The 21,908-nt window shown below is 68.6% G+C and carries 31 protein-coding genes; 30 read left to right on the top strand and 1 reads right to left on the bottom strand.

The annotated features are described in order from the left end of the window. Position 1 precedes the first annotated feature (1 nt). The 22 genes from rplC (at position 2) to map (ending at position 12,254) form a co-directional block, all read left to right on the top strand. Positions 2 to 658: a 50S ribosomal protein L3 gene (rplC, locus tag ITJ59_RS10760; protein ID WP_027466731.1), complete on the top strand. Its 657-nt coding sequence runs from the start codon at positions 2 to 4 to the stop codon at positions 656 to 658. A 2-nt stretch (positions 659 to 660) separates the two neighbouring features. After that, the gene (gene rplD, locus ITJ59_RS10755; RefSeq protein WP_194651095.1) at positions 661 to 1,320 is read left to right on the top strand and encodes a 50S ribosomal protein L4; all 660 of its coding nucleotides are present in this window, start codon (positions 661 to 663) and stop codon (positions 1,318 to 1,320) included. Continuing rightward, positions 1,317 to 1,616, top strand: a complete 300-nt coding sequence (rplW, locus tag ITJ59_RS10750; RefSeq protein ID WP_111083468.1) for a 50S ribosomal protein L23 — start codon at positions 1,317 to 1,319, stop codon at positions 1,614 to 1,616. The genes rplD and rplW overlap by 4 nt, the downstream gene beginning before the upstream one ends. Before the next feature lie 18 nt (positions 1,617 to 1,634). Further along, a complete protein-coding gene (gene rplB, locus ITJ59_RS10745; protein ID WP_194651094.1) occupies positions 1,635 to 2,474 on the top strand; it encodes a 50S ribosomal protein L2 in 840 nt (279 codons plus the stop codon). A gap of 11 nt (positions 2,475 to 2,485) precedes the next feature. Next, positions 2,486 to 2,767, top strand: a complete 282-nt coding sequence (gene rpsS, locus ITJ59_RS10740; protein ID WP_017885529.1) for a 30S ribosomal protein S19 — start codon at positions 2,486 to 2,488, stop codon at positions 2,765 to 2,767. Positions 2,768 to 2,792: 25 nt separating this feature from the next. Beyond that, positions 2,793 to 3,185 carry a 50S ribosomal protein L22 gene (rplV, locus tag ITJ59_RS10735; RefSeq protein WP_111083466.1) on the top strand — a complete coding sequence of 131 codons (393 nt, stop codon included), beginning with the start codon at positions 2,793 to 2,795 and terminating at the stop codon, positions 3,183 to 3,185. Next, positions 3,185 to 3,997, top strand: a complete 813-nt coding sequence (rpsC, locus tag ITJ59_RS10730) for a 30S ribosomal protein S3 (protein ID WP_017885527.1) — start codon at positions 3,185 to 3,187, stop codon at positions 3,995 to 3,997. Before rplV ends, rpsC begins: the two co-directional genes overlap by 1 nt. A gap of 2 nt (positions 3,998 to 3,999) precedes the next feature. Beyond that, the gene (gene rplP / locus ITJ59_RS10725; protein WP_111083465.1) at positions 4,000 to 4,419 is read left to right on the top strand and encodes a 50S ribosomal protein L16; all 420 of its coding nucleotides are present in this window, start codon (positions 4,000 to 4,002) and stop codon (positions 4,417 to 4,419) included. Beyond that, positions 4,419 to 4,739 carry a 50S ribosomal protein L29 gene (gene rpmC / locus ITJ59_RS10720; protein ID WP_111083464.1) on the top strand — a complete coding sequence of 107 codons (321 nt, stop codon included), beginning with the start codon at positions 4,419 to 4,421 and terminating at the stop codon, positions 4,737 to 4,739. The genes rplP and rpmC overlap by 1 nt, the downstream gene beginning before the upstream one ends. Continuing rightward, the gene (gene rpsQ, locus ITJ59_RS10715) at positions 4,739 to 5,023 is read left to right on the top strand and encodes a 30S ribosomal protein S17 (protein WP_194651093.1); all 285 of its coding nucleotides are present in this window, start codon (positions 4,739 to 4,741) and stop codon (positions 5,021 to 5,023) included. The genes rpmC and rpsQ overlap by 1 nt, the downstream gene beginning before the upstream one ends. A 31-nt stretch (positions 5,024 to 5,054) precedes the next feature. Beyond that, the gene (gene rplN / locus ITJ59_RS10710; protein ID WP_111083462.1) at positions 5,055 to 5,423 is read left to right on the top strand and encodes a 50S ribosomal protein L14; all 369 of its coding nucleotides are present in this window, start codon (positions 5,055 to 5,057) and stop codon (positions 5,421 to 5,423) included. A 3-nt stretch (positions 5,424 to 5,426) separates the two neighbouring features. After that, on the top strand, positions 5,427 to 5,786 hold the full coding sequence (gene rplX, locus ITJ59_RS10705) for a 50S ribosomal protein L24 (protein WP_194651092.1): 360 nt from the start codon (positions 5,427 to 5,429) through the stop codon (positions 5,784 to 5,786). Further along, complete coding sequence (rplE, locus tag ITJ59_RS10700) at positions 5,786 to 6,379, top strand: 50S ribosomal protein L5 (RefSeq protein ID WP_194651091.1); 594 nt, start codon at positions 5,786 to 5,788, stop codon at positions 6,377 to 6,379. Before rplX ends, rplE begins: the two co-directional genes overlap by 1 nt. A gap of 153 nt (positions 6,380 to 6,532) precedes the next feature. Continuing rightward, positions 6,533 to 6,931: a 30S ribosomal protein S8 gene (rpsH, locus tag ITJ59_RS10695; RefSeq protein WP_017885519.1), complete on the top strand. Its 399-nt coding sequence runs from the start codon at positions 6,533 to 6,535 to the stop codon at positions 6,929 to 6,931. A gap of 6 nt (positions 6,932 to 6,937) precedes the next feature. Then, a complete protein-coding gene (rplF, locus tag ITJ59_RS10690; RefSeq protein WP_194651090.1) occupies positions 6,938 to 7,474 on the top strand; it encodes a 50S ribosomal protein L6 in 537 nt (178 codons plus the stop codon). Positions 7,475 to 7,476: 2 nt separating this feature from the next. Next, the gene (gene rplR / locus ITJ59_RS10685) at positions 7,477 to 7,851 is read left to right on the top strand and encodes a 50S ribosomal protein L18 (protein WP_031259041.1); all 375 of its coding nucleotides are present in this window, start codon (positions 7,477 to 7,479) and stop codon (positions 7,849 to 7,851) included. Further along, on the top strand, positions 7,848 to 8,711 hold the full coding sequence (gene rpsE / locus ITJ59_RS10680) for a 30S ribosomal protein S5 (protein ID WP_194651089.1): 864 nt from the start codon (positions 7,848 to 7,850) through the stop codon (positions 8,709 to 8,711). The genes rplR and rpsE overlap by 4 nt, the downstream gene beginning before the upstream one ends. Then, positions 8,711 to 8,896, top strand: coding sequence for a 50S ribosomal protein L30 (rpmD, locus tag ITJ59_RS10675; protein ID WP_173168934.1), 186 nt, complete (start codon positions 8,711 to 8,713; stop codon positions 8,894 to 8,896). Before rpsE ends, rpmD begins: the two co-directional genes overlap by 1 nt. Next, complete coding sequence (gene rplO / locus ITJ59_RS10670; RefSeq protein WP_027466723.1) at positions 8,893 to 9,357, top strand: 50S ribosomal protein L15; 465 nt, start codon at positions 8,893 to 8,895, stop codon at positions 9,355 to 9,357. Before rpmD ends, rplO begins: the two co-directional genes overlap by 4 nt. 147 nt (positions 9,358 to 9,504) lie before the next feature. Beyond that, on the top strand, positions 9,505 to 10,827 hold the full coding sequence (secY, locus tag ITJ59_RS10665; RefSeq protein WP_194651088.1) for a preprotein translocase subunit SecY: 1,323 nt from the start codon (positions 9,505 to 9,507) through the stop codon (positions 10,825 to 10,827). Next, entirely contained in the window at positions 10,824 to 11,414 is a 591-nt protein-coding gene (locus ITJ59_RS10660) for an adenylate kinase (RefSeq protein ID WP_194651087.1), read from the top strand. Before secY ends, ITJ59_RS10660 begins: the two co-directional genes overlap by 4 nt. Before the next feature lie 6 nt (positions 11,415 to 11,420). Continuing rightward, entirely contained in the window at positions 11,421 to 12,254 is an 834-nt protein-coding gene (gene map, locus ITJ59_RS10655) for a type I methionyl aminopeptidase (RefSeq protein WP_194651086.1), read from the top strand. Between the two features lie 340 nt (positions 12,255 to 12,594). On the opposite strand, the gene ITJ59_RS10650 is transcribed toward map, so the two are convergent. Next, positions 12,595 to 13,881: an LCP family protein gene (locus tag ITJ59_RS10650; RefSeq protein ID WP_194651085.1), complete on the bottom strand. Its 1,287-nt coding sequence runs from the start codon at positions 13,879 to 13,881 to the stop codon at positions 12,595 to 12,597. A gap of 293 nt (positions 13,882 to 14,174) precedes the next feature. Between ITJ59_RS10650 and infA the strand changes: the two genes are divergently transcribed. The 8 genes from infA to ITJ59_RS10610 all read left to right on the top strand — a co-directional run bounded on the left by infA (position 14,175) and on the right by ITJ59_RS10610 (position 21,907). Continuing rightward, positions 14,175 to 14,396, top strand: coding sequence for a translation initiation factor IF-1 (gene infA / locus ITJ59_RS10645; RefSeq protein WP_017885509.1), 222 nt, complete (start codon positions 14,175 to 14,177; stop codon positions 14,394 to 14,396). A gap of 70 nt (positions 14,397 to 14,466) precedes the next feature. Continuing rightward, positions 14,467 to 14,583, top strand: a complete 117-nt coding sequence (gene rpmJ, locus ITJ59_RS10640) for a 50S ribosomal protein L36 (protein ID WP_071276701.1) — start codon at positions 14,467 to 14,469, stop codon at positions 14,581 to 14,583. A 186-nt stretch (positions 14,584 to 14,769) separates the two neighbouring features. Further along, positions 14,770 to 15,144 carry a 30S ribosomal protein S13 gene (rpsM, locus tag ITJ59_RS10635; protein WP_058728274.1) on the top strand — a complete coding sequence of 125 codons (375 nt, stop codon included), beginning with the start codon at positions 14,770 to 14,772 and terminating at the stop codon, positions 15,142 to 15,144. A 9-nt stretch (positions 15,145 to 15,153) separates the two neighbouring features. Further along, the gene (rpsK, locus tag ITJ59_RS10630) at positions 15,154 to 15,552 is read left to right on the top strand and encodes a 30S ribosomal protein S11 (protein ID WP_017885507.1); all 399 of its coding nucleotides are present in this window, start codon (positions 15,154 to 15,156) and stop codon (positions 15,550 to 15,552) included. Between the two features lie 190 nt (positions 15,553 to 15,742). Continuing rightward, complete coding sequence (locus tag ITJ59_RS10625; protein WP_071259847.1) at positions 15,743 to 16,738, top strand: DNA-directed RNA polymerase subunit alpha; 996 nt, start codon at positions 15,743 to 15,745, stop codon at positions 16,736 to 16,738. 63 nt (positions 16,739 to 16,801) lie between these two features. Then, positions 16,802 to 17,371: a 50S ribosomal protein L17 gene (gene rplQ, locus ITJ59_RS10620; protein ID WP_194651084.1), complete on the top strand. Its 570-nt coding sequence runs from the start codon at positions 16,802 to 16,804 to the stop codon at positions 17,369 to 17,371. A gap of 172 nt (positions 17,372 to 17,543) precedes the next feature. Then, entirely contained in the window at positions 17,544 to 18,662 is a 1,119-nt protein-coding gene (locus ITJ59_RS10615) for an FUSC family protein (RefSeq protein WP_194651083.1), read from the top strand. Between the two features lie 38 nt (positions 18,663 to 18,700). After that, complete coding sequence (locus ITJ59_RS10610; RefSeq protein WP_194651082.1) at positions 18,701 to 21,907, top strand: BTAD domain-containing putative transcriptional regulator; 3,207 nt, start codon at positions 18,701 to 18,703, stop codon at positions 21,905 to 21,907. Position 21,908 lies beyond the last annotated feature (1 nt).

The following is a 21,908-nucleotide window of genomic DNA, read 5'->3' as shown; positions in this document are numbered from 1 at the left end:
AATGGCGAACTCAACCAAGACCGTCAAGGGCCTCCTCGGCAAGAAGCTCGGGATGACCCAGGTGTGGGACGAGAACAACAAGTTCATCCCCGTCACCGTGATCGAGGTCGGACCGAACGTGGTCACCCAGATCCGCAACGCTGAGCGCGACGGCTACGAGGCGATCCAGATCGCCGCCGGTGCCATCGACCCGCGCAAGGTCAACAAGCCGGCCGCAGGTCACTTCGAGGCCGCTGGCGTGACCCCGCGTCGCACCCTCACCGAGATCCGGACCAACGACTCCGCTGAGTACACGCTCGGCCAGGAGCTCACCGTGGACGGCACGTTCACGGCGGGCCAGAAGGTCGACGTCGTCGGTACCTCCAAGGGCAAGGGCTTCGCCGGTGTCATGAAGCGCCACGGCTTCCACGGCGTCGGCGCCTCGCACGGTGCACACCGCAACCACCGCAAGCCCGGCTCGATCGGTGCTTCCTCGACCCCGTCGCGTGTCTTCAAGGGCATGCGCATGGCCGGTCGTATGGGTGGCGACCGCGTGACCGTCCTCAACCTCACGGTGCACGCCGTCGACGCCGAGAAGGGTCTGCTGCTCGTCAAGGGCGCCGTCCCCGGTGCTCGTGGCCGCTCCGTCTTCGTCCGCACCGCCGTGAAGGGTAAGTGATCATGGCCACCACGACCGCAACCACGATCGACGTCCTCGACGCATCGGGTGTCAAGTCCGGCACCGTCGAGCTGCCCGCAGCTCTGTTCGACGTCGAGACCAACGTCCCGCTGATCCACCAGGTCGTCACCGCGCAGCTCGCAGCCGCGCGTCAGGGCACCCACAAGACCAAGAACCGCGGCGAAGTCCGCGGTGCCGGTCGCAAGCCGTTCAAGCAGAAGGGCACCGGCCGCGCCCGTCAGGGTTCCGTCCGTGCTCCTGAGCACACCGGTGGTGGCGTCGTCCACGGACCGACCCCCCGCGACTACTCGCAGCGCACCCCCAAGAAGATGATCGCCGCAGCCCTGCTCGGCTCGCTCTCGGACCGCGCCCGCGGTGGCCGCATCTCGGCTGTCGACGGCTTCATCGAGGCCGACGTCCCGTCGACCAAGGTCGCTCGCACGCTGCTCGAGAAGGTCGCGCCGGTCAAGCACGTGCTGATCGTGCTCGAGTCGAACGACGAGCTGACGCTCAAGTCGATCCGCAACCTGCCGAACGTCCACGCGCTCTCGTACGGCCAGCTGAACGCCTACGACGTCCTCAAGTCGGACGCCGTCGTCTTCAGCAAGAGCGCCCTCGACGCCTTCATCGCGTCGAAGACCGCGAAGGAGATCACCGCATGAGCGGCTTCAACAAGGACCCGCGCGACGTCATCATCTCGCCGGTCGTCTCGGAGAAGAGCTACGCGCTCATCGACCAGGGCAAGTACACGTTCATCGTGGACCCCCGCTCGAACAAGACCGAGATCAAGCTCGCCATCGAGAAGATCTTCGAGGTCAAGGTCGCGAGCATCAACACGCTGAACCGCCCGGGCAAGACCCGTCGCACCAAGTTCGGTCTCGGCAAGCGCAAGGACACCAAGCGCGCCATCGTGACGCTCAAGTCCGGTTCGATCGACATCTTCACGGCTGTCGGCTGAGGACCAGAGGGATAAATCATGGCTATTCGTAACTACAAGCCGACGACCCCCGGTCGTCGCGGCTCGTCGGTCGCAGACTTCGCTGAGATCACCCGTTCGACTCCGGAGAAGTCCCTGCTTCGTCCGCTGCCGAAGACCGGTGGTCGCAACAGCTCCGGCCGTATCACCACGCGTCACATCGGTGGTGGCCACAAGCGCCAGTACCGCGTGATCGACTTCCGTCGGTCCGACAAGGACGGCGTGGACGCCAAGGTCGCTCACATCGAGTACGACCCCAACCGCACCGCGCGCATCGCGCTCCTGCACTACGTGGACGGCACCAAGCGGTACATCATCGCGCCGAACAAGCTGAAGCAGGGCGACGTCATCGAGCAGGGCGCCGGCGCCGACATCAAGCCCGGCAACAACCTGCCGCTGCGCAACATCCCCGTGGGTACCGTCGTGCACGCCATCGAGCTCCGCCCCGGTGGCGGCGCGAAGATGGCCCGCTCGGCTGGCGCCTCGGTCCGTCTCGTCGCCAAGGACGGCCCCTACGCGCAGCTCCGTCTGCCGTCGGGCGAGGTCCGCAACGTCGACGCACGCTGCCGCGCCACGATCGGCGAGGTCGGCAACGCCGAGCAGTCGAACATCAACTGGGGCAAGGCCGGCCGCATGCGCTGGAAGGGCGTCCGCCCGACCGTGCGTGGTGTCGCGATGAACCCGGTCGACCACCCCCACGGTGGTGGCGAGGGCAAGACCTCCGGTGGTCGTCACCCGGTCAGCCCCTGGGGCCAGTCCGAGGGTCGTACGCGCAAGCCGAACAAGCCGAGCGACAAGCTCATCGTCCGTCGCCGTAACGCCGGCAAGAAGCGCAAGTAGGAGTTCAGAAGATGCCACGCAGTCTGAAGAAGGGCCCCTTCGTCGACGAGCACCTGCTCCGCAAGGTCGTCACGCAGAACGAGGCCAACACCAAGAACGTGATCCGTACCTGGTCGCGTCGGTCGATGATCGTCCCGAACATGCTCGGTCACACCATCGCGGTGCACGACGGCCGCAAGCACATCCCGGTGTTCGTCACCGAGTCGATGGTCGGTCACAAGCTCGGCGAGTTCGCGCCGACCCGCACCTTCCGTGGTCACGTGAAGGACGACAAGAAGGGCCGTCGCCGCTAACGCGGGGACGCAGAGGAGGAACGAAATGGTGGAGTCGATCGCACGCGTGCGACACATCCGCGTCACGCCTCAGAAGGCCCGTCGCGTCATCGAGCTGATCCGCGGCAAGCAGGCCCACGAGGCGCTCGCCATCCTGAAGTTCGCCCCCCAGGGCGCTTCGGAGCCCGTGTACAAGCTGGTCGCTTCGGCGATCGCGAACGCCCGGGTGAAGGCTGACTCGACGAACAGCTTCCTCGACGAGCGCGACCTCTACGTGAGCCGCGTCTTCGTCGACGAGGGAACGACCCTGAAGCGGTTCCAGCCGCGCGCCCAGGGCCGGGCCTTCCGCATCAACAAGCGCACCAGCCACATCACGGTCGTCCTCGCGACGCCGGAAGAGGCCGAGGCTGCCGCGACGAGCAAGAAGGCGAGCAACTAATGGGCCAGAAGGTCAACCCGTACGGCTTCCGTCTCGGGATCACGACGGACCACGTCTCGCACTGGTTCACCGACAGCAAGAAGGCCGGTCAGCGCTACGCCGACTACGTGGCCGAGGACATCAAGGTGCGCGAGTACCTGAAGAAGACCCTCGACCGCGCCGGTGTCGCCCGCATCGAGCTCGAGCGCACCCGTGACCGTGTCCGCGTGGACATCCACACGGCGCGTCCGGGCATCGTCATCGGCCGCCGCGGCGCCGAGGCGGAGCGCGTTCGCGGTGAGCTCGAGAAGCTCACCAAGAAGCAGATCCAGCTGAACATCCTCGAGGTCAAGAACCCCGAGACCGAGGCCCAGCTCGTCGCGCAGGGCATCGCCGAGCAGCTTTCCGCTCGTGTCGCGTTCCGTCGCGCCATGCGCAAGGGCCTGCAGGGTGCACAGCGCGCCGGCGCCAAGGGTGTCCGCATCCAGGTGTCGGGTCGTCTCGGCGGCGCGGAGATGTCGCGTTCGGAGTTCTACCGCGAGGGCCGCGTGCCCCTGCACACGCTCCGCGCGAACATCGACTACGGCTTCTACGAGGCCCGGACCACGTTCGGCCGCATCGGCGTGAAGGTCTGGATCTACAAGGGCGACATCACGAACAAGGAGCTCGCTCGCGAGCAGGCGAACCAGCGTTCGTCGCGCCCCGAGCGTCGTGGCGGCCCGCGTGGTGAGCGCGGCGACCGCGGCGGCGACCGTCGTGGCGGCGACCGCGGTGACCGCCGCCCGCAGCAGGCCCCGCAGGACGCGCCGGCCGGCGCAGGAGTTGAGGCGTAACCATGCTTATTCCCCGTCGAGTCAAGCACCGTAAGCAGCACCACCCGAAGCGCTCGGGTCAGGCCACCGGTGGTACCAAGGTCAGCTTCGGCGACTACGGCATCCAGGCCCTCACCCCGGCGTACGTGACCAACCGTCAGATCGAGTCCGCTCGTATCGCGATGACGCGTCACATCAAGCGTGGCGGCAAGGTGTGGATCAACATCTACCCGGACCGTCCGCTCACCAAGAAGCCGGCTGAGACCCGCATGGGTTCCGGTAAGGGCTCGCCCGAGTGGTGGGTCGCCAACGTCAAGCCGGGTCGTGTGCTCTTCGAGCTCTCCGGCGTCACCGAGGACATCGCCCGCGAGGCGCTGACCCGTGCAATCCACAAGCTGCCCCTCAAGGCACGCATCATCAAGCGCGAGGAGGGCGACGCATAATGGCGATCGGTTCCAAGGAGCTCCGTCCGACGGAGCTCGACACGTTCGAGAACGAGCGTCTCGCTGACGAGCTGAAGAAGGCCAAGGAGGAACTCTTCAACCTCCGCTTCCAGTCGGCCACCGGCCAGCTGGAGAGCCACGGTCGTCTCCGTGCCGTCAAGCGCGACATCGCTCGCATCTACACCGTCCTCCGCGAGCGCGAGCTCGGCATCCGTGCCACTCCCGCGCCCGTCGAGACCGCCACCAAGGCCAAGAAGACGACGAAGAAGGCTGACAAGCCGGCTGAGTCGACCGAGGCCGAGACCGCCGAGGAGAAGTAATGGCGAACGAAGAGAAGACCTCCGCCGCCCTCGCTCGCGGCTACCGCAAGACACGTCGCGGCTACGTGACGAGCGACAAGATGGACAAGACCATCGTGGTCGAGGTCGAGGACCGCGTGAAGCACGCGCTCTACGGCAAGATCATCCGTCGCACGTCCAAGGTGAAGGCCCACGACGAGCTCGGCTCCGCCGGCGTCGGTGACCTCGTCGTGATCAGCGAGACCCGTCCCCTCAGCGCTTCCAAGCGCTGGCGCCTGGTCGAGATCCTCGAGAAGGCCAAGTAGGCCTCGGCCTGCTTCGGAATAGGAGACAGCAGTGATTCAGCAGGAATCCCGCCTGAAGATCGCCGACAACACGGGTGCCAAGGAGATCTTGACCATCCGCGTGCTCGGTGGTTCGGGTCGTCGCTACGCCGGTCTCGGTGACGTCATCGTCGCCACGGTGAAGGACGCCATCCCGGGCGGCAACGTGAAGAAGGGTGACGTCGTCAAGGCGGTCATCGTTCGCACCAAGAAGGAGACCCGTCGTCAGGACGGCTCCTACATCAAGTTCGACGAGAACGCGGCAGTGATCCTCAAGGCTGACGGCGACCCGCGCGGCACGCGCATCTTCGGTCCGGTCGGTCGCGAGCTCCGTGACAAGAAGTTCATGAAGATCATCTCGCTCGCGCCGGAGGTGCTGTAAGCCATGGCGAACATCAAGAAGGGTGACCTCGTCCAGGTCATCACGGGCGCGACGCAGGAACGTGGCGGCGACCGTGGCAAGCAGGGCAAGGTCATCGAGGTCCTCAAGGACAAGCAGCGTGTCGTCGTCGAGGGCGTGAACTTCGTCACGAAGCACGTCCGCGTCGGCCAGACGCAGCGCGGCTCGAAGACCGGTGGCATCGAGAAGCACGAGGCATCGATCCACGTGTCGAACGTCGCCATCGTCGACCCGAAGACGAAGAAGCCGACCCGCGTCGGCTTCCGTACCGAAGAGGTGGAGAAGGGCGGCGTCAAGAAGACCGTCCGCGTCCGCTACGCCAAGAAGTCTGGTGAGAAGATCTGATGACTGACACGACTGCAACGACTGAGGCCCCCAAGGCCCAGCCGCGCCTCAAGCAGAAGTACAAGGACGAGATCAAGGCCACGCTCACCGAGCAGTTCGGTTACGCGAACGTCAACCAGGTTCCCGGCCTGGTCAAGGTCGTCGTGAACACCGGTGTCGGCGAGGCGGCTCGCGACTCGAAGATCATCGACGGGGCCATCAAGGACCTCACGGCGATCACGGGTCAGAAGCCCCAGGTCAACATCGCCCGCAAGTCCATCGCGCAGTTCAAGCTGCGCGAGGGTCAGGCCATCGGCGCACACGTCACCCTCCGTGGTGACCGTGCGTGGGAGTTCCTCGACCGCCTGATCTCGCTCGCACTGCCCCGCATCCGCGACTTCCGCGGACTCAGCGACAAGCAGTTCGACGGCAACGGCAACTACACGTTCGGTCTCTCGGAGCAGTCCGTGTTCCACGAGATCGACCAGGACCGCATCGACCGTGTCCGCGGCTTCGACATCACTGTCGTCACCACCGCGAAGACGGACGACGAGGGACGCGCGCTGCTCCGTCAGCTCGGCTTCCCGTTCCGCTCGAACGAGCAGACGGTCTAAACTACTTCGGGCGGTGCGGGCCGGAGGATTCACGTCCTCCGGCCCGCACGCACGAACACACCGACCCTGGGGAACCGCCCCGGGGTCACTCGATCGCTCAGGTCGGCATTCGTGGAACGGGTGTCGAAACCAGGCGAGAAATGGACGAACATCATGACGATGACCGATCCGGTCGCAGACATGCTGACCAGATTGCGGAACGCGAACTCCGCGCACCACGACGCCGTCGCGCTCCCGAGCTCCAAGCTCAAGAAGAACATCGCCGACATCCTCAAGCGTGAGGGCTACATCAGCGAGTGGAAGGTGGAGGACGCCCGCGTCGGGCAGACCCTCACCATCGACCTGAAGTACGGCCCCGAGCGCGAGCGTTCGATCGCCGGCATCAAGCGCGTCTCGAAGCCGGGCCTCCGGGTCTACGCGAAGTCGACGGAGATCCCCCAGGTCCTCGGTGGCCTCGGTGTGGCGATCCTCTCGACCTCGTCCGGCCTCCTGACCGACCGCGAAGCCGAGCAGAAGGGCGTGGGTGGGGAAGTCCTCGCCTACGTGTGGTGATCGACAATGTCACGAATCGGACGTCTTCCCATCGACATCCCCGCCGGCGTGACCGTCTCCGTTGACGGTCAGAGCGTGGCGGTCAAGGGCCCGAAGGGCGAGCTCGCGCTCGTCATCGCGGAGCCCATCCAGGCCAAGGTCGAGGAGAACCAGGTTCTCGTCACCCGTCCGGACGACGAGCGCGAGTCGCGTTCGCTCCACGGCCTGACCCGTACCCTGATCGCCAACAACATCATCGGCGTCACTCAGGGCTACACCAAGGGCCTCGAGGTCGTCGGCACCGGTTACCGCGTGCAGGCGAAGGGCTCGAACCTCGAGTTCGCGCTCGGGTACTCCCACTCGATCACGGTCGAGCCGCCGGCGGGCATCAGCTTCGCGGTGGAGGGCAACAACAAGGTCACCGTCAACGGCATCGACAAGCAGGCCGTGGGCGAAGTGGCGGCGAACATCCGGAAGCTCCGGAAGCCCGAGCCGTACAAGGGCAAGGGTGTCCGTTACGCCGGCGAGAACGTGCGCCGCAAGGCCGGAAAGTCAGGTAAGTGATCATGGGACTCCTCAAGACACGAGGCAAGAGCAAGGCGGCCGCCAAGGCGCGCCGTCACAACCGTCTCCGCAAGAAGATCACCGGCACCGAGGCTCGTCCCCGTCTCGCCGTCACCCGCTCGTCGCGTCACGTGTTCGTGCAGGTCATCGACGACGCGAAGGGTCACACCCTCGCAAGCGCCTCGACGATGGAGGCCGACCTCCGCTCGTTCGACGGCGACAAGACCGCCAAGGCCCGTCGCGTCGGTGAGCTCCTCGCCGAGCGCGCGAAGTCGGCTGGCGTCGAGGCCGTGGTCTTCGACCGCGGCGGCAGCAAGTACGCCGGTCGCGTCGCCGCGATCGCCGACGGTGCCCGTGAAGGAGGGCTGAACCTGTGAGCGACAACGCGAACACCAACGAAGACGCCAAGACCGAGGCCGTCGAGGCCACGGACGCCGTCGAGACCACGGAGGCCACTGCTGCCGCCGAGGCGAGCACGGAGGCAACCGCCGAGGGTGCCGAGGCACCCGCTGAGGGCGCCGAGGCCACCGACACGGCCGCGAAGGGCAAGGAGGCGGAGGCACCTGCCGTCGCCGAGCGTCCCGTCGAGACCGCTGCGGGTTCCGCATCCAACAACCGCGACTCGGCCGACAACCGTGGCCGTCGTGGTGGCGGGCGTGACCGTCAGCAGGGCCGTGACCGCAACAACCGCGGCAGCGACAGCCAGTTCCTCGAGCGCGTCGTGACCATCAACCGCGTGTCGAAGGTCGTCAAGGGCGGTCGTCGCTTCAGCTTCACGGCGCTGGTCGTCGTCGGTGACGGCAACGGCCTCGTGGGCGTCGGCTACGGCAAGGCCAAGGAGGTCCCCACGGCGATCTCCAAGGGCGTCGAAGAGGCGAAGAAGAACTTCTTCCGCGTCCCGCGCGTCGGCAACACCATCCCGCACCCCGTGCAGGGCGAAGCCGCCGCTGGCGTCGTCCTCCTGCGTCCGGCTGGCCCGGGTACCGGTGTCATCGCCGGTGGTCCGGTCCGCGCCGTGCTCGAGTGCGCCGGTATCCACGACGTCCTGAGCAAGTCGCTCGGTTCGTCCAACACGATCAACATCGTGCACGCGACCGTCGAGGCTCTGAAGCAGCTCGAGGAGCCCCGCGCCGTCGCGAGCCGTCGTGGCCTCGACGTCGAGCGGGTCGTCCCGGCTCGTCTGCTCCAGGCCGAGGCCGCAGCACTGCGTGCCGCGACCGAGAAGGCAGGTGCGTGATGGCGACGCTGAAGATCACGCAGATCAAGTCCGTTATCAGCGAGAAGCAGTACCAGCGCGACACGCTCCGCAGCCTGGGTCTCAAGCGCATCGGCCGTACGGTCGAGCGTGAGGACAACGCCCAGAACCGCGGGTACATCGCAACGGTGGCGCACCTCGTGAAGGTCGAGGAGGTCGACGCATGAGCGACGAGAAGAACGAGCGCGTGCAGGTGCTGAAGCTGCACCACCTCCGCCCCGCCGAGGGCGCCAAGAAGGACCGCACCCGTGTGGGTCGCGGTGAGGGCTCGAAGGGCAAGACCGCTGGACGTGGTACCAAGGGCACGAAGGCCCGTTACCAGGTCCGGGTCGGCTTCGAGGGTGGGCAGATGCCGCTGCACATGCGCACCCCGAAGCTCCGCGGGTTCAAGAACCCGTTCCGGGTCGAGTACCAGGTCGTGAACCTGGACAAGATCTCGGAGCTCTACCCCGATGGTGGCGACGTCACCGTTGCGGGCCTGGTCGCCAAGGGCGCCGTCCGCAAGAACGAGAAGGTCAAGGTTCTCGGTCAGGGTGACATCACCGTGAAGATCACGGTCACGGTCGACAAGGTCTCGGCGTCCGCCGCCGAGAAGATCGTGGCTGCTGGCGGCACCGTCTCCCAGTAACCCCCGTCGGCGGCCCGTGCGTTTGCGCACGGGCCGCCGTTACGGTTTCCTTGACAGTGGCTGGCATCCGTCAGCCTGGTCGGCCCTGCCGATCGACACCGGCACGGTCGCGTTCGACGGCCCCGGTCCCAGAAGTTCGGAGTCCTCGTGTTCAGAGCGGTCGCGCGCATCATGCGCACCCCTGATCTTCGCAAGAAGATCGGCTTCACCCTCGCGATCATCGCGCTGTTCCGGCTCGGGTCGTACATCCCCGCACCGTTCGTCGACTACGCGTCAGTGCAGAGCTGTCTCGCCAGCGCATCGTCGTCCGGCGGTCTCTACGACCTGATCAACCTCTTCTCCGGTGGCGCGCTGCTGAAGCTCTCGGTCTTCGCGCTCGGCATCATGCCGTACATCACGTCGTCGATCATCGTGCAGCTCCTGCGCGTGGTGATCCCGCACTTCGACTCCCTCTACAAGGAGGGCCAGTCCGGCCAGGCGAAGCTGACGCAGTACACGCGCTACCTCACGATCGCGCTGGGCGTGCTGCAGTCCACGACGCTGATCACGGTCGCGCGGTCGGGTCAGCTCTTCGGCACCAACGCCTCGTCCTCGTGCTCGTCGATCATCTCGAACGACAGCTGGTACGCGATCATGCTGATGGTCGTCACGCTGACCGCCGGCACCGGCCTCATCATGTGGATGGGCGAGCTCGTCACCGAGCGCGGCATCGGCAACGGCATGTCGCTCCTCATCTTCACGTCGATCGCGGCGCAGTTCCCGTCGGCGCTCTGGGCCATCGAGCAGTCGCAGTCGTTCGAGCTCTTCCTGTTCGTCATCCTCGTCGGGCTCGTCATCATGATGGCCGTCGTGTTCGTCGAGCAGTCGCAGCGGCGCATCCCCGTCCAGTACGCCAAGCGCATGGTCGGTCGACGCACGTACGGCGGCAACAACACGTACATCCCGATCAAGGTGAACATGGCCGGCGTCGTTCCCGTCATCTTCGCGTCGTCGCTGCTGTACCTGCCTGCCCTGGTCGCGCAGTTCAACAAGCCCTCCGACGGCTCCGAGCCGGCCGCATGGGTCACCTGGATCGAGAGCAACCTCGTCTCCGGCGACAACTTGTTCTACATGGTGCTGTACTTCCTGCTCATCGTCGGCTTCACCTACTTCTACGTCGCGATCACCTTCAACCCCGAAGAGGTCGCCGACAACATGAAGAAGTACGGCGGCTTCATCCCCGGCATCCGTGCCGGTCGGCCGACCGCCGAGTACCTCGACTACGTCCTCACCCGGGTGACGCTGCCCGGCTCGCTCTACCTCGGCTTCATCGCGCTCATCCCGCTGGCAGCACTGGCGCTGTTCGGGGCGAACCAGAACTTCCCGTTCGGTGGCGCGAGCATCCTGATCATCGTGGGTGTCGGTCTCGAGACCGTGAAGCAGATCGACTCGCAGCTGCAGCAGCGTCACTACGAAGGGCTTCTCCGTTGAGCGCACGTCTCATCATCGTCGGACCCCCCGGAGCGGGGAAGGGCACCCAGGCCGGACGGATCGCGGAGTCCTTCGGGATCCCGGCCGTCTCGACCGGGGACATCTTCCGCAAGAACGTCGCAGAGGGCACTCCGCTCGGCGTGCAGGCGAAGGCGATCATGGACGCCGGCGACTACGTGCCGGACTCGCTGACGAACGAGCTCGTGAAGTCACGACTGCAGGAGTCCGACGCTGCGAGCGGTTTCCTGCTCGACGGCTACCCGCGCACGGTCGGGCAGGTCGAGTACCTCGACGCGCTGCTGGCTGAGCAGGGCACCGGGATCGATGCCGTCGTGCAGCTCGTCGCAGACCAGGACGAGCTCGTCGGACGCCTGCTGAAGCGTGCCGAGCAGCAGGGCCGGAGCGACGACAACGAGGAGACGATCCGTCGTCGCCAGCAGGTCTACACCGAGCAGACCGCACCGATCGTGGCCGCGTACGGCGAGCGTGGCCTCGTCCTCGACGTCGACGGCCTCGGTGCCGTCACCGAGGTCGGCGACCGCATCCAGTCCGCGCTGTCGGCTCGCGGGCTCACCGCGGCCGTCTGACCCGGCGTGGTCCGCTTCCGCAAGCCGTCGATCTACAAGACGCCTGACGAACTCCGCGCCATGGTGCGTCCCGGGCTCCTGACGGCCGAGGCACTCGATGCCGTCCGTGCGGCGATCCGCCCCGGCATCACCACGGGTGCGCTCGACGAGATCGCCGAACGGACGATCCGTGGCGGAGGCGGCATCCCGAACTTCCAGCTGGTGCCGGGCTACCGCCACACGCTCTGCGTGTCGGTGAACGACGAGATCGTGCACGGCATCCCCGGCGACCGCGTCCTCGCGCCGGGCGACATCGTGTCGGTGGACGCCGGCGCCGAGGTCGACGGCTGGAACGGCGACAGCGCCTTCACGACGGTCGTCCCCGGCGGTGACGCCGAGGTCTCCGCGGCGCGCCAGACGCTCTGCGACACGACCGAGCGGTCGCTCTGGCACGGCATCGCGGCGCTCGCCCACGCGAAGAACCTGCACGAGGTCGGTTCCGCGGTCGAGGACGCCATCGACGAGACCGGTACCTGGGGCATCGTCGAGGACTACACCGGTCACGGCATCGGTCGATCCATGCACGAGGACCCTCCGGTCTTCAACTACCGCGTCCGCGGCGCTGGTCCGGCCGTGAAGCCGGGTCTCGTGGTCGCGATCGAGCCGATGGTCACGGCCGGTGCGATCGACAGCTCGACCGACGACGACGACTGGACCGTCCGCACCCTCGACGGCCGAGACGCCGCGCACTGGGAACACAGCGTCGCGGTGCACGCCGACGGCATCTGGGTGCTCACGGCCGCCGACGGCGGCGCTTCGGGCCTGGCCCCGCTGGGTGTGACGCCGGTCCCGATCCCGTAGGACGGGCCTCCAGTCCGGTTCGCTGCTGCAGGACGCGAGACGCCGTCGTCACGGCAGGAGGCCGCCCGGTTGTGCGCTGGCGCACCGGGATGACGGGGCCGTCCGTCCGGCGTCGCGCACCTCGACCGGGAGGCCCGGCGCACCCCCGCCACGTACGGTTCGTCGCGCAGTCCCCGTGTTGCAGGGCCGCGAGACGCCGGCGTCGTGCGTCGACGCCGTCACGACGACGAGACGCCGCCGAAGACGGCGGCGTCTCGTGCGTTCGGAGGCGTCGTGCGAGGACGCCGGCGTGATGCCAGGACGCCGGCGTCGTGCGAGGACGCCGGCGTCTTGAGTGGGGTCAGTTGCCGACGGAGCAGGTCTGCTCGGAGGCGCTCTGCCCGGTGATCGACGACGGCAGCGGGGTCGAGGTCGCGGTGCTGGTGGCGGACGAGCTCGGCGCCGACGAGGTGCCGGATGACGTGCCGGACGAGGTGTCCGACGACGATGTGTCCGACGGTGTCGACCCGGTCGACGGGGCCGCCGTCGCGGTGCTCCCGGCAGACGGCGACTCCTCGGACGCACGCCCGGTGCTCGAGTCGCTCAGCGAGGACTTCACGTCGTTCTGCAGCGCCACGTTGAGGGTGTGGGCCGTCTCCTGGTCGACGATGACGCGCGCGCTGTCGTCCGGGTCGTCGGCGACCGGGTACTGCACGAAGAGCATGTTGGCCGTGCTCATGCCCCGCAGGGCGGAAGCGAGCCCGACCAGGGTTCGGGTCTGTGCCAGGCCGTCGGACAGGGTCATGTTCGACAGCGCTGCGCCAGCGAGCTTGTAGAGCGTTAGCGGGTTGGACAGCGTGCCGTCGGAGGTGACCTTGCGGAGCAGCGCGGACAGGAACACCTGCTGCGAGCTGATGCGTGCGAGGTCGCTGCCGTCGCCGACACCATGGCGGGTGCGCAGGAACGCGAGGGCGTCCGAACCCGCGAGGTTGTGGGAGCCGGCGGTCAGGTGCAGGCCGGTGAAGGTGTCGTTGATCGGCTGCGCCACGCAGACGTCGACGCCGCCGAGGGCGTTCGACATCTCGATCACGCCGTCGAAGGTGATGAGGCCGGCGTACGGGATGCTCAGGCCGGTGAGGTTCTCGACGGTGTCGACCACGCACGAGACGCCGCCGTTGCCGAGCGCCGTGTTGAACATGGCCGAGGTCGACGCCGGGTAGGTGGTGCCGGTCGCGGGGTTCGTGCACGCGGGGATCGGCACCATCAGATCACGCGGGAAGCTGACCGCGGTGAGCTGCTGGTGGTCCTGCGAGATGTGGATGAGCATCGTGACGTCGTTGCGGGCGCCCTCGACATCCTCGTCGGAGTCGAACTGGCCGACGCGGGTGTCGCTACCGATGAGCAGGATGTTCGCGCCGCCCTTGATCGCCGTGATGTCGGCGGTCTTCGCGGTGCTCTGGTCGTCGGTGCTGAGCTGCACGGTCTGCGGCGCGGTCGCGAGCTGTGCGCCGGCGATCGCGGCGACGCTCGTGCCGCTCACCAGGACCACTGCGAGGGCGGAGGCCACGACGGTCACGAGCGTCTTCCATCCGCGACGGCGGGCCTGCTTGCCGTGTGCGGCGAAGGGGCGTCGGGTGGCGTCGGGCACGTGGTCTCCGTTCGGTGGTCCGCGCAGGGAGCTGTGCGGCGGACGTGGCTGCGGAGCAACGCTACGGTCCGGGTGCATGTGCTCACCCGGAGCACGCCGTCAAACCACTGTGGAACACTCAGGTGTCCGGCCGGTAGCCCCAGGTGAGGGGCCTCGCCGGGCCTGCACTTGGCAATTGCGGGTTTACCACATAAGATCGATCTTTGGTGTGTCATGCCCTCTCGGGTGTGGCAACCGACCCGCAGACCGGTTCGGGGATCACACCTGTTCCACAACCAAGCGACAGTGAGGCTATGGCCAAGAAAGACGGCGTCATCGAGATCGAAGGCTCGGTGCTCGAAGCTCTGCCCAACGCGATGTTCCGCGTTGAGCTGACGAACGGACACAAGGTCCTCGCGCACATCTCCGGGAAGATGCGCCAGCACTACATCCGCATCCTCCCCGAGGACCGCGTGATCGTGGAGCTGAGCCCGTACGACCTGACCCGCGGCCGGATCGTCTACCGCTACAAGTGATCCGCGAGCTGGAAAGGAACGGCACGGCAATCCTGCCGCGCACGAAGCCAGCGAGCACGAGGAAACAACCATGAAGGTCAACCCCAGCGTCAAGCCCATGTGCGAACACTGCCGAGTGATCCGCCGCAAGGGCCGCGTCATGGTGATCTGCAAGAGCAACCCGCGTCACAAGCAGCGCCAGGGCTAGTCCCGGGCGCGTGACCGGCGCCGGCACTGTCCATCGGACCGCAGGCTGCTCGAGCACGACCCACAACTGAAGATCGACAACGCAGTACCAGAACCCGACCGCACGACGGCCGGGGGACACCTCGGGGCGGAGGCCCGGGCACCGGCACTGCGCCACACCTCCATCGACAACAGGAGCAGCCATCACATGGCACGTCTAGCAGGCGTCGACATCCCGCGCGAGAAGCGCGTGGAGATCGCACTCACGTACATCTACGGCGTCGGCCGTACCCGCGCCGTCCAGGCACTGGCTGAGACCGGTATCTCCGGTGACATCCGCGTCAAGGACCTGACCGACGACCAGCTCGTCGCCCTTCGTGACTTCATCGAAGGCAACTTCAAGGTCGAGGGTGACCTCCGCCGTGAGGTCGCAGCCGACATCCGACGCAAGGTCGAGATCGGTAGCTACGAGGGTCTTCGCCACCGTCGTGGTCTCCCGGTGCGCGGTCAGCGCACCAAGACCAACGCGCGTACCCGCAAGGGACCGAAGCGCACCGTGGCAGGCAAGAAGAAGGCTCGATAGGAGACCCCGATGGCTACCCCCAAGACTGCCGCGCGCAAGCCGCGCCGCAAGGAGAAGAAGAACGTCGCTGTGGGCCAGGCCCACATCAAGAGCACGTTCAACAACACGATCGTCAGCATCACCGACCCGTCGGGTGCCGTCCTCAGCTGGGCGTCCTCGGGTGCCGTGGGCTTCAAGGGTTCGCGCAAGTCGACGCCGTTCGCGGCGCAGCTCGCCGCCGAGTCCGCTGCGCGTCAGGCGCAGGAGCACGGCGTCAAGAAGGTCGACGTGTTCGTGAAGGGTCCGGGTTCGGGCCGCGAGACCGCGATCCGTTCGCTCCAGGCCGCTGGCCTCGAGGTCGGTTCGATCAACGACGTCACTCCGCAGGCGCACAACGGTTGCCGCCCGCCGAAGCGTCGTCGCGTCTGACGCGAGGAGCAACCGGCCGCGCCCTGCTCGTCCCCTGACGGGGCCGGGCAGGGCCCGCGGCCATTCCTGGTCGTTCGATCGCGCACATCGGTGCGCGTGATCACAACTCAACAGACCCGTCGGGGCCCACGCGGCCCCGTCGTACCGCCAAGTGTCATATAGCGGACACTTCGCCGAAAGGAATCCCACAGTGCTCATTGCACAGCGCCCCACCCTGACCGAGGAGTCGATCTCCGAGCACCGCTCGCGCTTCGTCATCGAGCCGCTCGAGCCGGGCTTCGGTTACACCCTCGGCAACTCGCTGCGCCGCACGCTCCTCTCCTCGATCCCCGGCGCGGCTGTCACCAGCATCCGCATCGACGGTGTCCTCCACGAATTCAGCACCGTTCCCGGTGTGAAGGAAGACGTCACCGAGATCATCCTCAACATCAAGAGCCTCGTCGTCTCCAGCGAGCACGACGAGCCGATCACCGCGTACCTGCGCAAGCAGGGTGCCGGTCAGGTCACCGCAGCGGACATCTCCGCTCCGGCCGGCGTCGAGATCCACAACCCGGAACTCGTCATCGCGACCCTGAACGACACCGCGCGGTTCGAGCTCGAGCTCACGATCGAGCGTGGCCGCGGCTACGTCTCGGCCACGCAGAACCGTTCCGAGTTCTCCGAGGCCGGTCAGATCCCGATCGACTCGATCTACTCGCCGGTCCTCAAGGTCACCTACCGCGTCGAGGCGACGCGTGCCGGTGAGCGCACGGACTTCGACCGCCTGGTCGTCGACGTCGAGTCGAAGCCGGCGATCACGCCGCGCGACGCCATCGCGTCGGCCGGTCGCACGCTGGTCGAGCTGTTCGGGCTCGCTCGCGAGCTCAACACGGCCGCCGAGGGCATCGAGATCGGCCCCGCGCCGGTCGACGCTGTCCTGTCGAACGAGCTGCAGACCCCGATCGAGGACCTCGACCTGTCGGTCCGCAGCTACAACTGCCTGAAGCGCGAGGGCATCAACACGGTGTCCGAGCTCGTCGCCCTGTCGGAGACGCAGCTCATGAACATCCGCAACTTCGGTCAGAAGTCGGTGGACGAGGTCAAGGACAAGCTCACCGAGCTCGGCCTGTCCCTCAAGGACACCGTCCCCGGATTCGACGGCGCCCACTTCTACAGCGGGTACGACGAGGACGAGTCCAACAACTGATCTCGCGCTCACGCGCAAGCGCGCTGACACCGCGCGCACCACTTTCACCACTGGAGAACTGACATGCCGAAGCCCACCAAGGGCCCCCGCCTCGGTGGCGGTCCCGCTCACGAGCGCCTGCTCCTGAGCAACCTCGCCAACGCCCTCTTCACGCACGGTCGCATCACGACCACCGAGACGAAGGCCAAGCGCCTCCGCCCGGTCGCCGAGCGTCTCATCACGTTCGCGAAGCGCGGCGACCTGCACGCTCGTCGTCGGGTCATCGCGGCCCTGCGCGACAAGTCCGTCGTGCACACGCTGTTCACGGAGATCGCCCCGCAGGTCGAGGACCGTCAGGGCGGCTACACCCGCATCACGAAGCTCGGCTTCCGCAAGGGCGACAACGCCCCGCTGGCGTCGATCGAGCTCGTCCTCGAGCCGGTGTCGGGCACGCCCGCCCCGGTGAAGCGCACCGCGGCTCCGGCCGCCGCTGCTCCGGTCGAGGAGCCGGCTGCCGACGAGACCACCGAGGAGGCCCCGGTCGAGGAGACCGAGACCACCGAGGAGTCCGCTCCCGTCGAGACCGAGACCGAGACCGAGGCAGCTGCCGAGGTCGAGGACGACGCCGCGACGAAGGCCGACGACGCCAAGTAAGACCCCGCGTCACCACGACGAAGCCCCCGCGACCCAGGTCGCGGGGGCTTCGTCGTACCCGCGATCGGTGCCGATCCGGCGCCGGTCCGGTGCCGACGTCCGGGGAACGCAGAAACGTCGCCTTCCCAGTGACCGCCCCGTAGCGTGTCCGCCCGACAGGGAGAGTCACCACATGGAGTTCCAACACATCGCGGGAGTCGGTCGCCGCGCGTGGCGGTGGAGCCGGACGTCCGGCACCCAGCCACGCCTGCTGCACGCGGTCAAGGCAGCCGGCGCCGCGGCACTGGCCTGGTTCATCGCCAGGCACGTGCCCGGGGTCGCGTCCGACTACCCGTACTACGCACCGCTCGGGGCGATCGTCGCGATGCAGACCACGGTGTTCGCCGGGCTCCGCAACGGCATCCAGACGCTCGTCGGCATCCTGCTCGGCATCGCCGTCGCGGGCTTCACGATGATCGTGGGGGACCCGGGCATCCTCGCGGTGGCCCTGGCGGTCGGCATCGGTGTGCTCGTCGGCGGTTTCCGGGTGCTCGGCGAGGGCAGCACGTGGGTCTCGACGGCGGCGTTGTTCGTGCTGCTCGTCGGTGGCGCGAACGCCGAGGGCTACTCGTTCGGGTACCTGGTGCAGATGGCCGTCGGCGTCGTCGTCGGCCTGCTCGTGAACTTCCTGGTGTTCCCGCCCCTGCACTTCTGGGACGCCGAGCGCCGGATCGACGAGGTCAACGCGGTACTGGCCGAGCACCTCGAGGGGCTTGCGCAGGTGCTCGAGAGCGGCAAGCGCGACGAGGACGCCTGGAACCGGCAGCAGGACGCCCTCGACCGGGCGATCGCCGACGTGCGGGCACGGGTGTCGGTCGCGCACGAGAGTCGGAAGATCAACCCGCGCGGCGCGCTCCGCGAGTCGCGCGCACGGCTGCAGCAGGACGGTGCCCGGTTCCGTGCACTCGAACGGGTCGCCTGGTACACGACGGACCTCACCGAGCTCGTCGCCCGGTCCGGTCCGGTGTCGTCGAACCTCGGTCGCCCCGACCCGGCGTTCACCGAGCCGCTCGTCGACGCGATCCGGAAGCTCGCGTGCGTGATCCGCGGCGAGTGCCCCGAGGACGAGGGCGACCAGGCGATCGAACGACTCGAGCGGGCACTGGACGCCTCGCGCGAGAACCCCTCACACGTCGCGGTGACGGCGTCGGCGTTGGTGTCGCTGCGCGGCATCGTGGAGTCCGAGCGCCGCGCCACGGACAACCTCGACACCCGCACGGGCCCGTCCGCGTTCCACCGCCCTCGCGGCTGACGGGGACCGGCGTCACCGGCGCTCCGTAGACTCGCTCCGTGACCGACCCGCCCCGCATCGCCGTCCTCGGACCGGTCACGGTGGCGGGTCCGGACGGACGGCCGTCGGCGGTGCCCGGTGCGCTGGCTCGGTCGTTCCTCACCGCCCTCGTGCTCGCGCGGGGGCACGCCCTGAGCACCGAGTCCCTGATCGACGACCTCTGGCCGGACGCGCAACCGCGGGGTGCCCGTGCGGCGCTGCAAACCCTCGTGTCCCGTCTGCGCCGGAGCATGGCGGACGGTCTCGTGGTGTCGACGAGCACCGGCTACGCACTGGGCGGCGAGCCCGGGGACGTCGACCTCGCCCGTGCGGAGCGCGCTGCGGACCACGCGGACCCGGCAGCGGTGCGCGCTGCGCTCGACCTCTGGCGCGGCGATCCGGGAGCAGACGTCGACGGCGACCTGGGAACCGCGCTCGCCGACCGCGCCGCGGCGCTCCGTCGAACGCTCCGCCGCACGCTCGGCGGCACCCTGCTCGACGACGGCCGAGCCGACGAGGCCGCCGAACTCTGGGCTGCCGAGGCCTTGGCGAACCCGTTCGACGAGGTCGCCGTCGCCGGCTCGATGCGGGCCCTGGCGTCCGCAGGCCGCACGAGCGAGGCCATCGCGTCGTTCGCCGCACACCGAGACCGGTTGGCCGACGAACTCGGAGCCGACCCCTCGGCCGACCTGGTGCGGCTGAACGCCGAGTTGCTGCGACGGTCCGGCCCCGCCACGGGGAGCGTCCGGCGCATCGGACTGCGGGCCGCGCCCACCACGTTGGTCGGCAGGGAGGCCGACCTCGCCGCCGTCTCGGACCTGCTGTCCGCCGGACGGCTCGTCACGATCCTCGGCGCGGGTGGGTTGGGGAAGACCCGCCTCGCGCAGGCGGTCGCCGCCGGCCTGCCACCGACGCAGGGCGTCGTCGTGTTCGAGCTCGCGCCGCTCGCCACGGCCGACGACGTCGTCCCGGCGCTCGGCGCGCTGCTCGGGATCGCCGAGTTCCGGTCGACCCGATCGCTCCGGGACGCCGTCGCCGCCGACCTCCGCACCCGCGTCGTCCGGGCGCTCTCCGACGGGCCGACCGTGCTCGTCCTGGACAACTGCGAGCACCTGGTCGCCGAGATCGCCGCCTTCGCCGCCGACCTGCTCGCGACCGTGCCGAGCCTGCGGATCCTGACGACCTCGCGTGCCCCGCTCGCCATCGCCGGCGAGGTCGTGGCGCCGCTGGCACCGTTGCCCGTCGAGGCCGACGGCGCGGCAGTACGCCTGTTCACCGAGCGCGCACGGGCCGCACGCCCCGGAGCCGTCCTGCCGGTGGACGCCGTCCGACGGATCTGCACCCGGCTCGACGGCTCGCCCCTGGCGATCGAGCTCGCGGCGGCGCGCATCCGCGGCATGAGCGCCGACGAGATCGAACGGCGGCTGGACGACCGGTTCGCACTGCTGCGCGGCGGCGACCGCAGCGCTCCGGAGCGGCACCGCACCCTGCTCGCGGTGATCGAGTGGAGCTGGCGGCTGCTGAACGACGGGGCGCAGGACCTGTTGACGCGGCTGGCGCTGTTCCCGGACGGGCTGGCGGTGGACGCGGTCGAGGCAGTCGCGGCTCCGGACCGTCGGCTCGACGCACTCGACGCACTCGCCGAACTCGTGGAGCAGTCCCTCGTGCAGCTCGTCGAGCACGAGGGCGAGCCGGTGCGGTACCGGCTGCTCGAGACGGTGCGGGAGTTCGGAGCGGCCCGGCTCGAGGACCGTGGGGCCGCCGAGGCCGTCCGCGGCGCGATGATCCACTGGGGCCGGGACTTCGCCGCCGCGCGGAACCTGCTCACCATCACGGGCTCCGCGCAGCTCGAACGGTTCCGCGAGGTCGCCCGCGAATCCGACAACCTCGTGACGCTGCTCCGCTGGAGCCTGGCTGCCGACGACACCTCGGCGGTCGCGCACCTGTTCGCGGCCCTCGGCGGGTACTGGTCGCTCCGCGGTGCCCACGGCGAGGTCGTCGCGCTCGGGCCCGAGGTCGTCCCGGTCCTGCGCCGAGCGGATCCGGCGCCGGAGGACCGCGCCGCGACGGTGCTCGGCCTGGTCGTCACCGGTGGCTCGTCGGCGTTCAGCGACAAGCGCACCGCTGCCCTGGCCGTGTCGACCCTGCGCCGCGTGATGCGCGACGGCACGACCGGGTTCGCGGTGCTCGACGCGCAGGCCGCCCTGCTGCTGACGCTGGGTCATCCGGCCGACGGGGTCGCCCTGCTCACCCGCTACCGCGACGACCCGGAACCCGGCGTCGCCTGCCTGGCGAACATGCTCAGTGCGCCGCTCGCCGAGAACGACGGAGAGTCCGCCGTCGCCCTGCGCTACGCGACCCGCGCAGCGGCCCTGTCGCGGACGAACGACGACGCCTGGACGACCGGGTCCATCGCGGTCACCATGACCCAGCTGCTGGCGCAGACCGGTCGGCACGCCGACGCGTTGCGGTCCGCCGAGGTCGCCCGCGAGCAACTCGAACGGTTCGGGGCCGACGACGACCTGTACGAGATCGGCTGGACCGTCGGGCTCTGCGCCGCGAGCACCGGCGACGTCGTCCGTGCCCGGCAGGTCGCCGACGACCTGCAGCACCGGCCGGTCGAGGCCCGCGGCGGGTTCGACGAGGACCGGGTGCAGATCGGCGTCCTCGCGATGGCGATCGGCGCGGAGTGCTCGCGCTGGGAAGGAGCCCTCGACGATGCGGCGGCGGAGTACACCCGCGCCTGGGACTCTGTGCTGCCCATGCGGAAGCAGACGCCGCACTGGACGCTCATGGCGGGCTCGGCGCGGATCGCGGCGCGGGACGAGGCGGCGGTGCGCCGGTCCGACGGGGCCGCGCCGGGCCTCCCGGTCGACGACGTGGCGGTCGCGAGACGCCTGCGGGTCGGAGCGCTCGTGATGCTGCGTGTCCACCCGTGGTGGCTGGACCTGCCCGTGATCGGGACCGCCCTGCTCGGGCTGGCGCTCGCCGCCGCCCGTGACGGCCGACCGGAGCAGGCCGCCCGGTGCTGGGGGCTGGCGATGCGACTCGGATCGCGCCAGGACTTCGGTGTGCTCGCGCACACCCGGATGCGGACGGTCCTCGCCGACGCCCTGGGCGCCACGGTGCTGACGGACGCCGAGACGGCCTCGGCCGGATCGAACCGGGCTGAGGCCGTCTCGCAGGCGCGGCTTCTGCTCGAGGAGCTGCGGTTCCGCGTGCGCTGAT

It is taken from the genome of Curtobacterium sp. VKM Ac-1393, assembly GCF_015350995.1.
GTDB lineage: Bacteria > Actinomycetota > Actinomycetes > Actinomycetales > Microbacteriaceae > Curtobacterium.
Note: the sequence above shows the minus strand (reverse complement) of the source record. Positions and strands in the feature narration are given on the sequence as shown.

Bases quoted from the DNA above. Each gene is read 5' to 3' on its own strand.
- rpmD (WP_173168934.1), top strand. From the start codon at position 8,711: ATGGCGACGCTGAAGATCACGCAGATCAAGTCCGTTATCAGCGAGAAG.
- rplQ (WP_194651084.1), top strand. From the start codon at position 16,802: ATGCCGAAGCCCACCAAGGGCCCCCGCCTCGGTGGCGGTCCCGCTCAC.
- rplP (WP_111083465.1), top strand. From the start codon at position 4,000: ATGCTTATTCCCCGTCGAGTCAAGCACCGTAAGCAGCACCACCCGAAG.
- rplD (WP_194651095.1), top strand. From the start codon at position 661: ATGGCCACCACGACCGCAACCACGATCGACGTCCTCGACGCATCGGGT.
- rpsH (WP_017885519.1), top strand. From the start codon at position 6,533: ATGACGATGACCGATCCGGTCGCAGACATGCTGACCAGATTGCGGAAC.
- rplV (WP_111083466.1), top strand. From the start codon at position 2,793: ATGGTGGAGTCGATCGCACGCGTGCGACACATCCGCGTCACGCCTCAG.
- rpsC (WP_017885527.1), top strand. From the start codon at position 3,185: ATGGGCCAGAAGGTCAACCCGTACGGCTTCCGTCTCGGGATCACGACG.
- rpsS (WP_017885529.1), top strand. From the start codon at position 2,486: ATGCCACGCAGTCTGAAGAAGGGCCCCTTCGTCGACGAGCACCTGCTC.
- rpsQ (WP_194651093.1), top strand. From the start codon at position 4,739: ATGGCGAACGAAGAGAAGACCTCCGCCGCCCTCGCTCGCGGCTACCGC.
- rplE (WP_194651091.1), top strand. From the start codon at position 5,786: ATGACTGACACGACTGCAACGACTGAGGCCCCCAAGGCCCAGCCGCGC.
- rpmC (WP_111083464.1), top strand. From the start codon at position 4,419: ATGGCGATCGGTTCCAAGGAGCTCCGTCCGACGGAGCTCGACACGTTC.
- rpmJ (WP_071276701.1), top strand. From the start codon at position 14,467: ATGAAGGTCAACCCCAGCGTCAAGCCCATGTGCGAACACTGCCGAGTG.
- ITJ59_RS10615 (WP_194651083.1), top strand. From the start codon at position 17,544: ATGGAGTTCCAACACATCGCGGGAGTCGGTCGCCGCGCGTGGCGGTGG.
- rplC (WP_027466731.1), top strand. From the start codon at position 2: ATGGCGAACTCAACCAAGACCGTCAAGGGCCTCCTCGGCAAGAAGCTC.
- rplW (WP_111083468.1), top strand. From the start codon at position 1,317: ATGAGCGGCTTCAACAAGGACCCGCGCGACGTCATCATCTCGCCGGTC.
- rplF (WP_194651090.1), top strand. From the start codon at position 6,938: ATGTCACGAATCGGACGTCTTCCCATCGACATCCCCGCCGGCGTGACC.
- rplB (WP_194651094.1), top strand. From the start codon at position 1,635: ATGGCTATTCGTAACTACAAGCCGACGACCCCCGGTCGTCGCGGCTCG.
- rplX (WP_194651092.1), top strand. From the start codon at position 5,427: ATGGCGAACATCAAGAAGGGTGACCTCGTCCAGGTCATCACGGGCGCG.
- rplO (WP_027466723.1), top strand. From the start codon at position 8,893: ATGAGCGACGAGAAGAACGAGCGCGTGCAGGTGCTGAAGCTGCACCAC.
- rpsM (WP_058728274.1), top strand. From the start codon at position 14,770: ATGGCACGTCTAGCAGGCGTCGACATCCCGCGCGAGAAGCGCGTGGAG.
- rpsK (WP_017885507.1), top strand. From the start codon at position 15,154: ATGGCTACCCCCAAGACTGCCGCGCGCAAGCCGCGCCGCAAGGAGAAG.
- infA (WP_017885509.1), top strand. From the start codon at position 14,175: ATGGCCAAGAAAGACGGCGTCATCGAGATCGAAGGCTCGGTGCTCGAA.
- rplR (WP_031259041.1), top strand. From the start codon at position 7,477: ATGGGACTCCTCAAGACACGAGGCAAGAGCAAGGCGGCCGCCAAGGCG.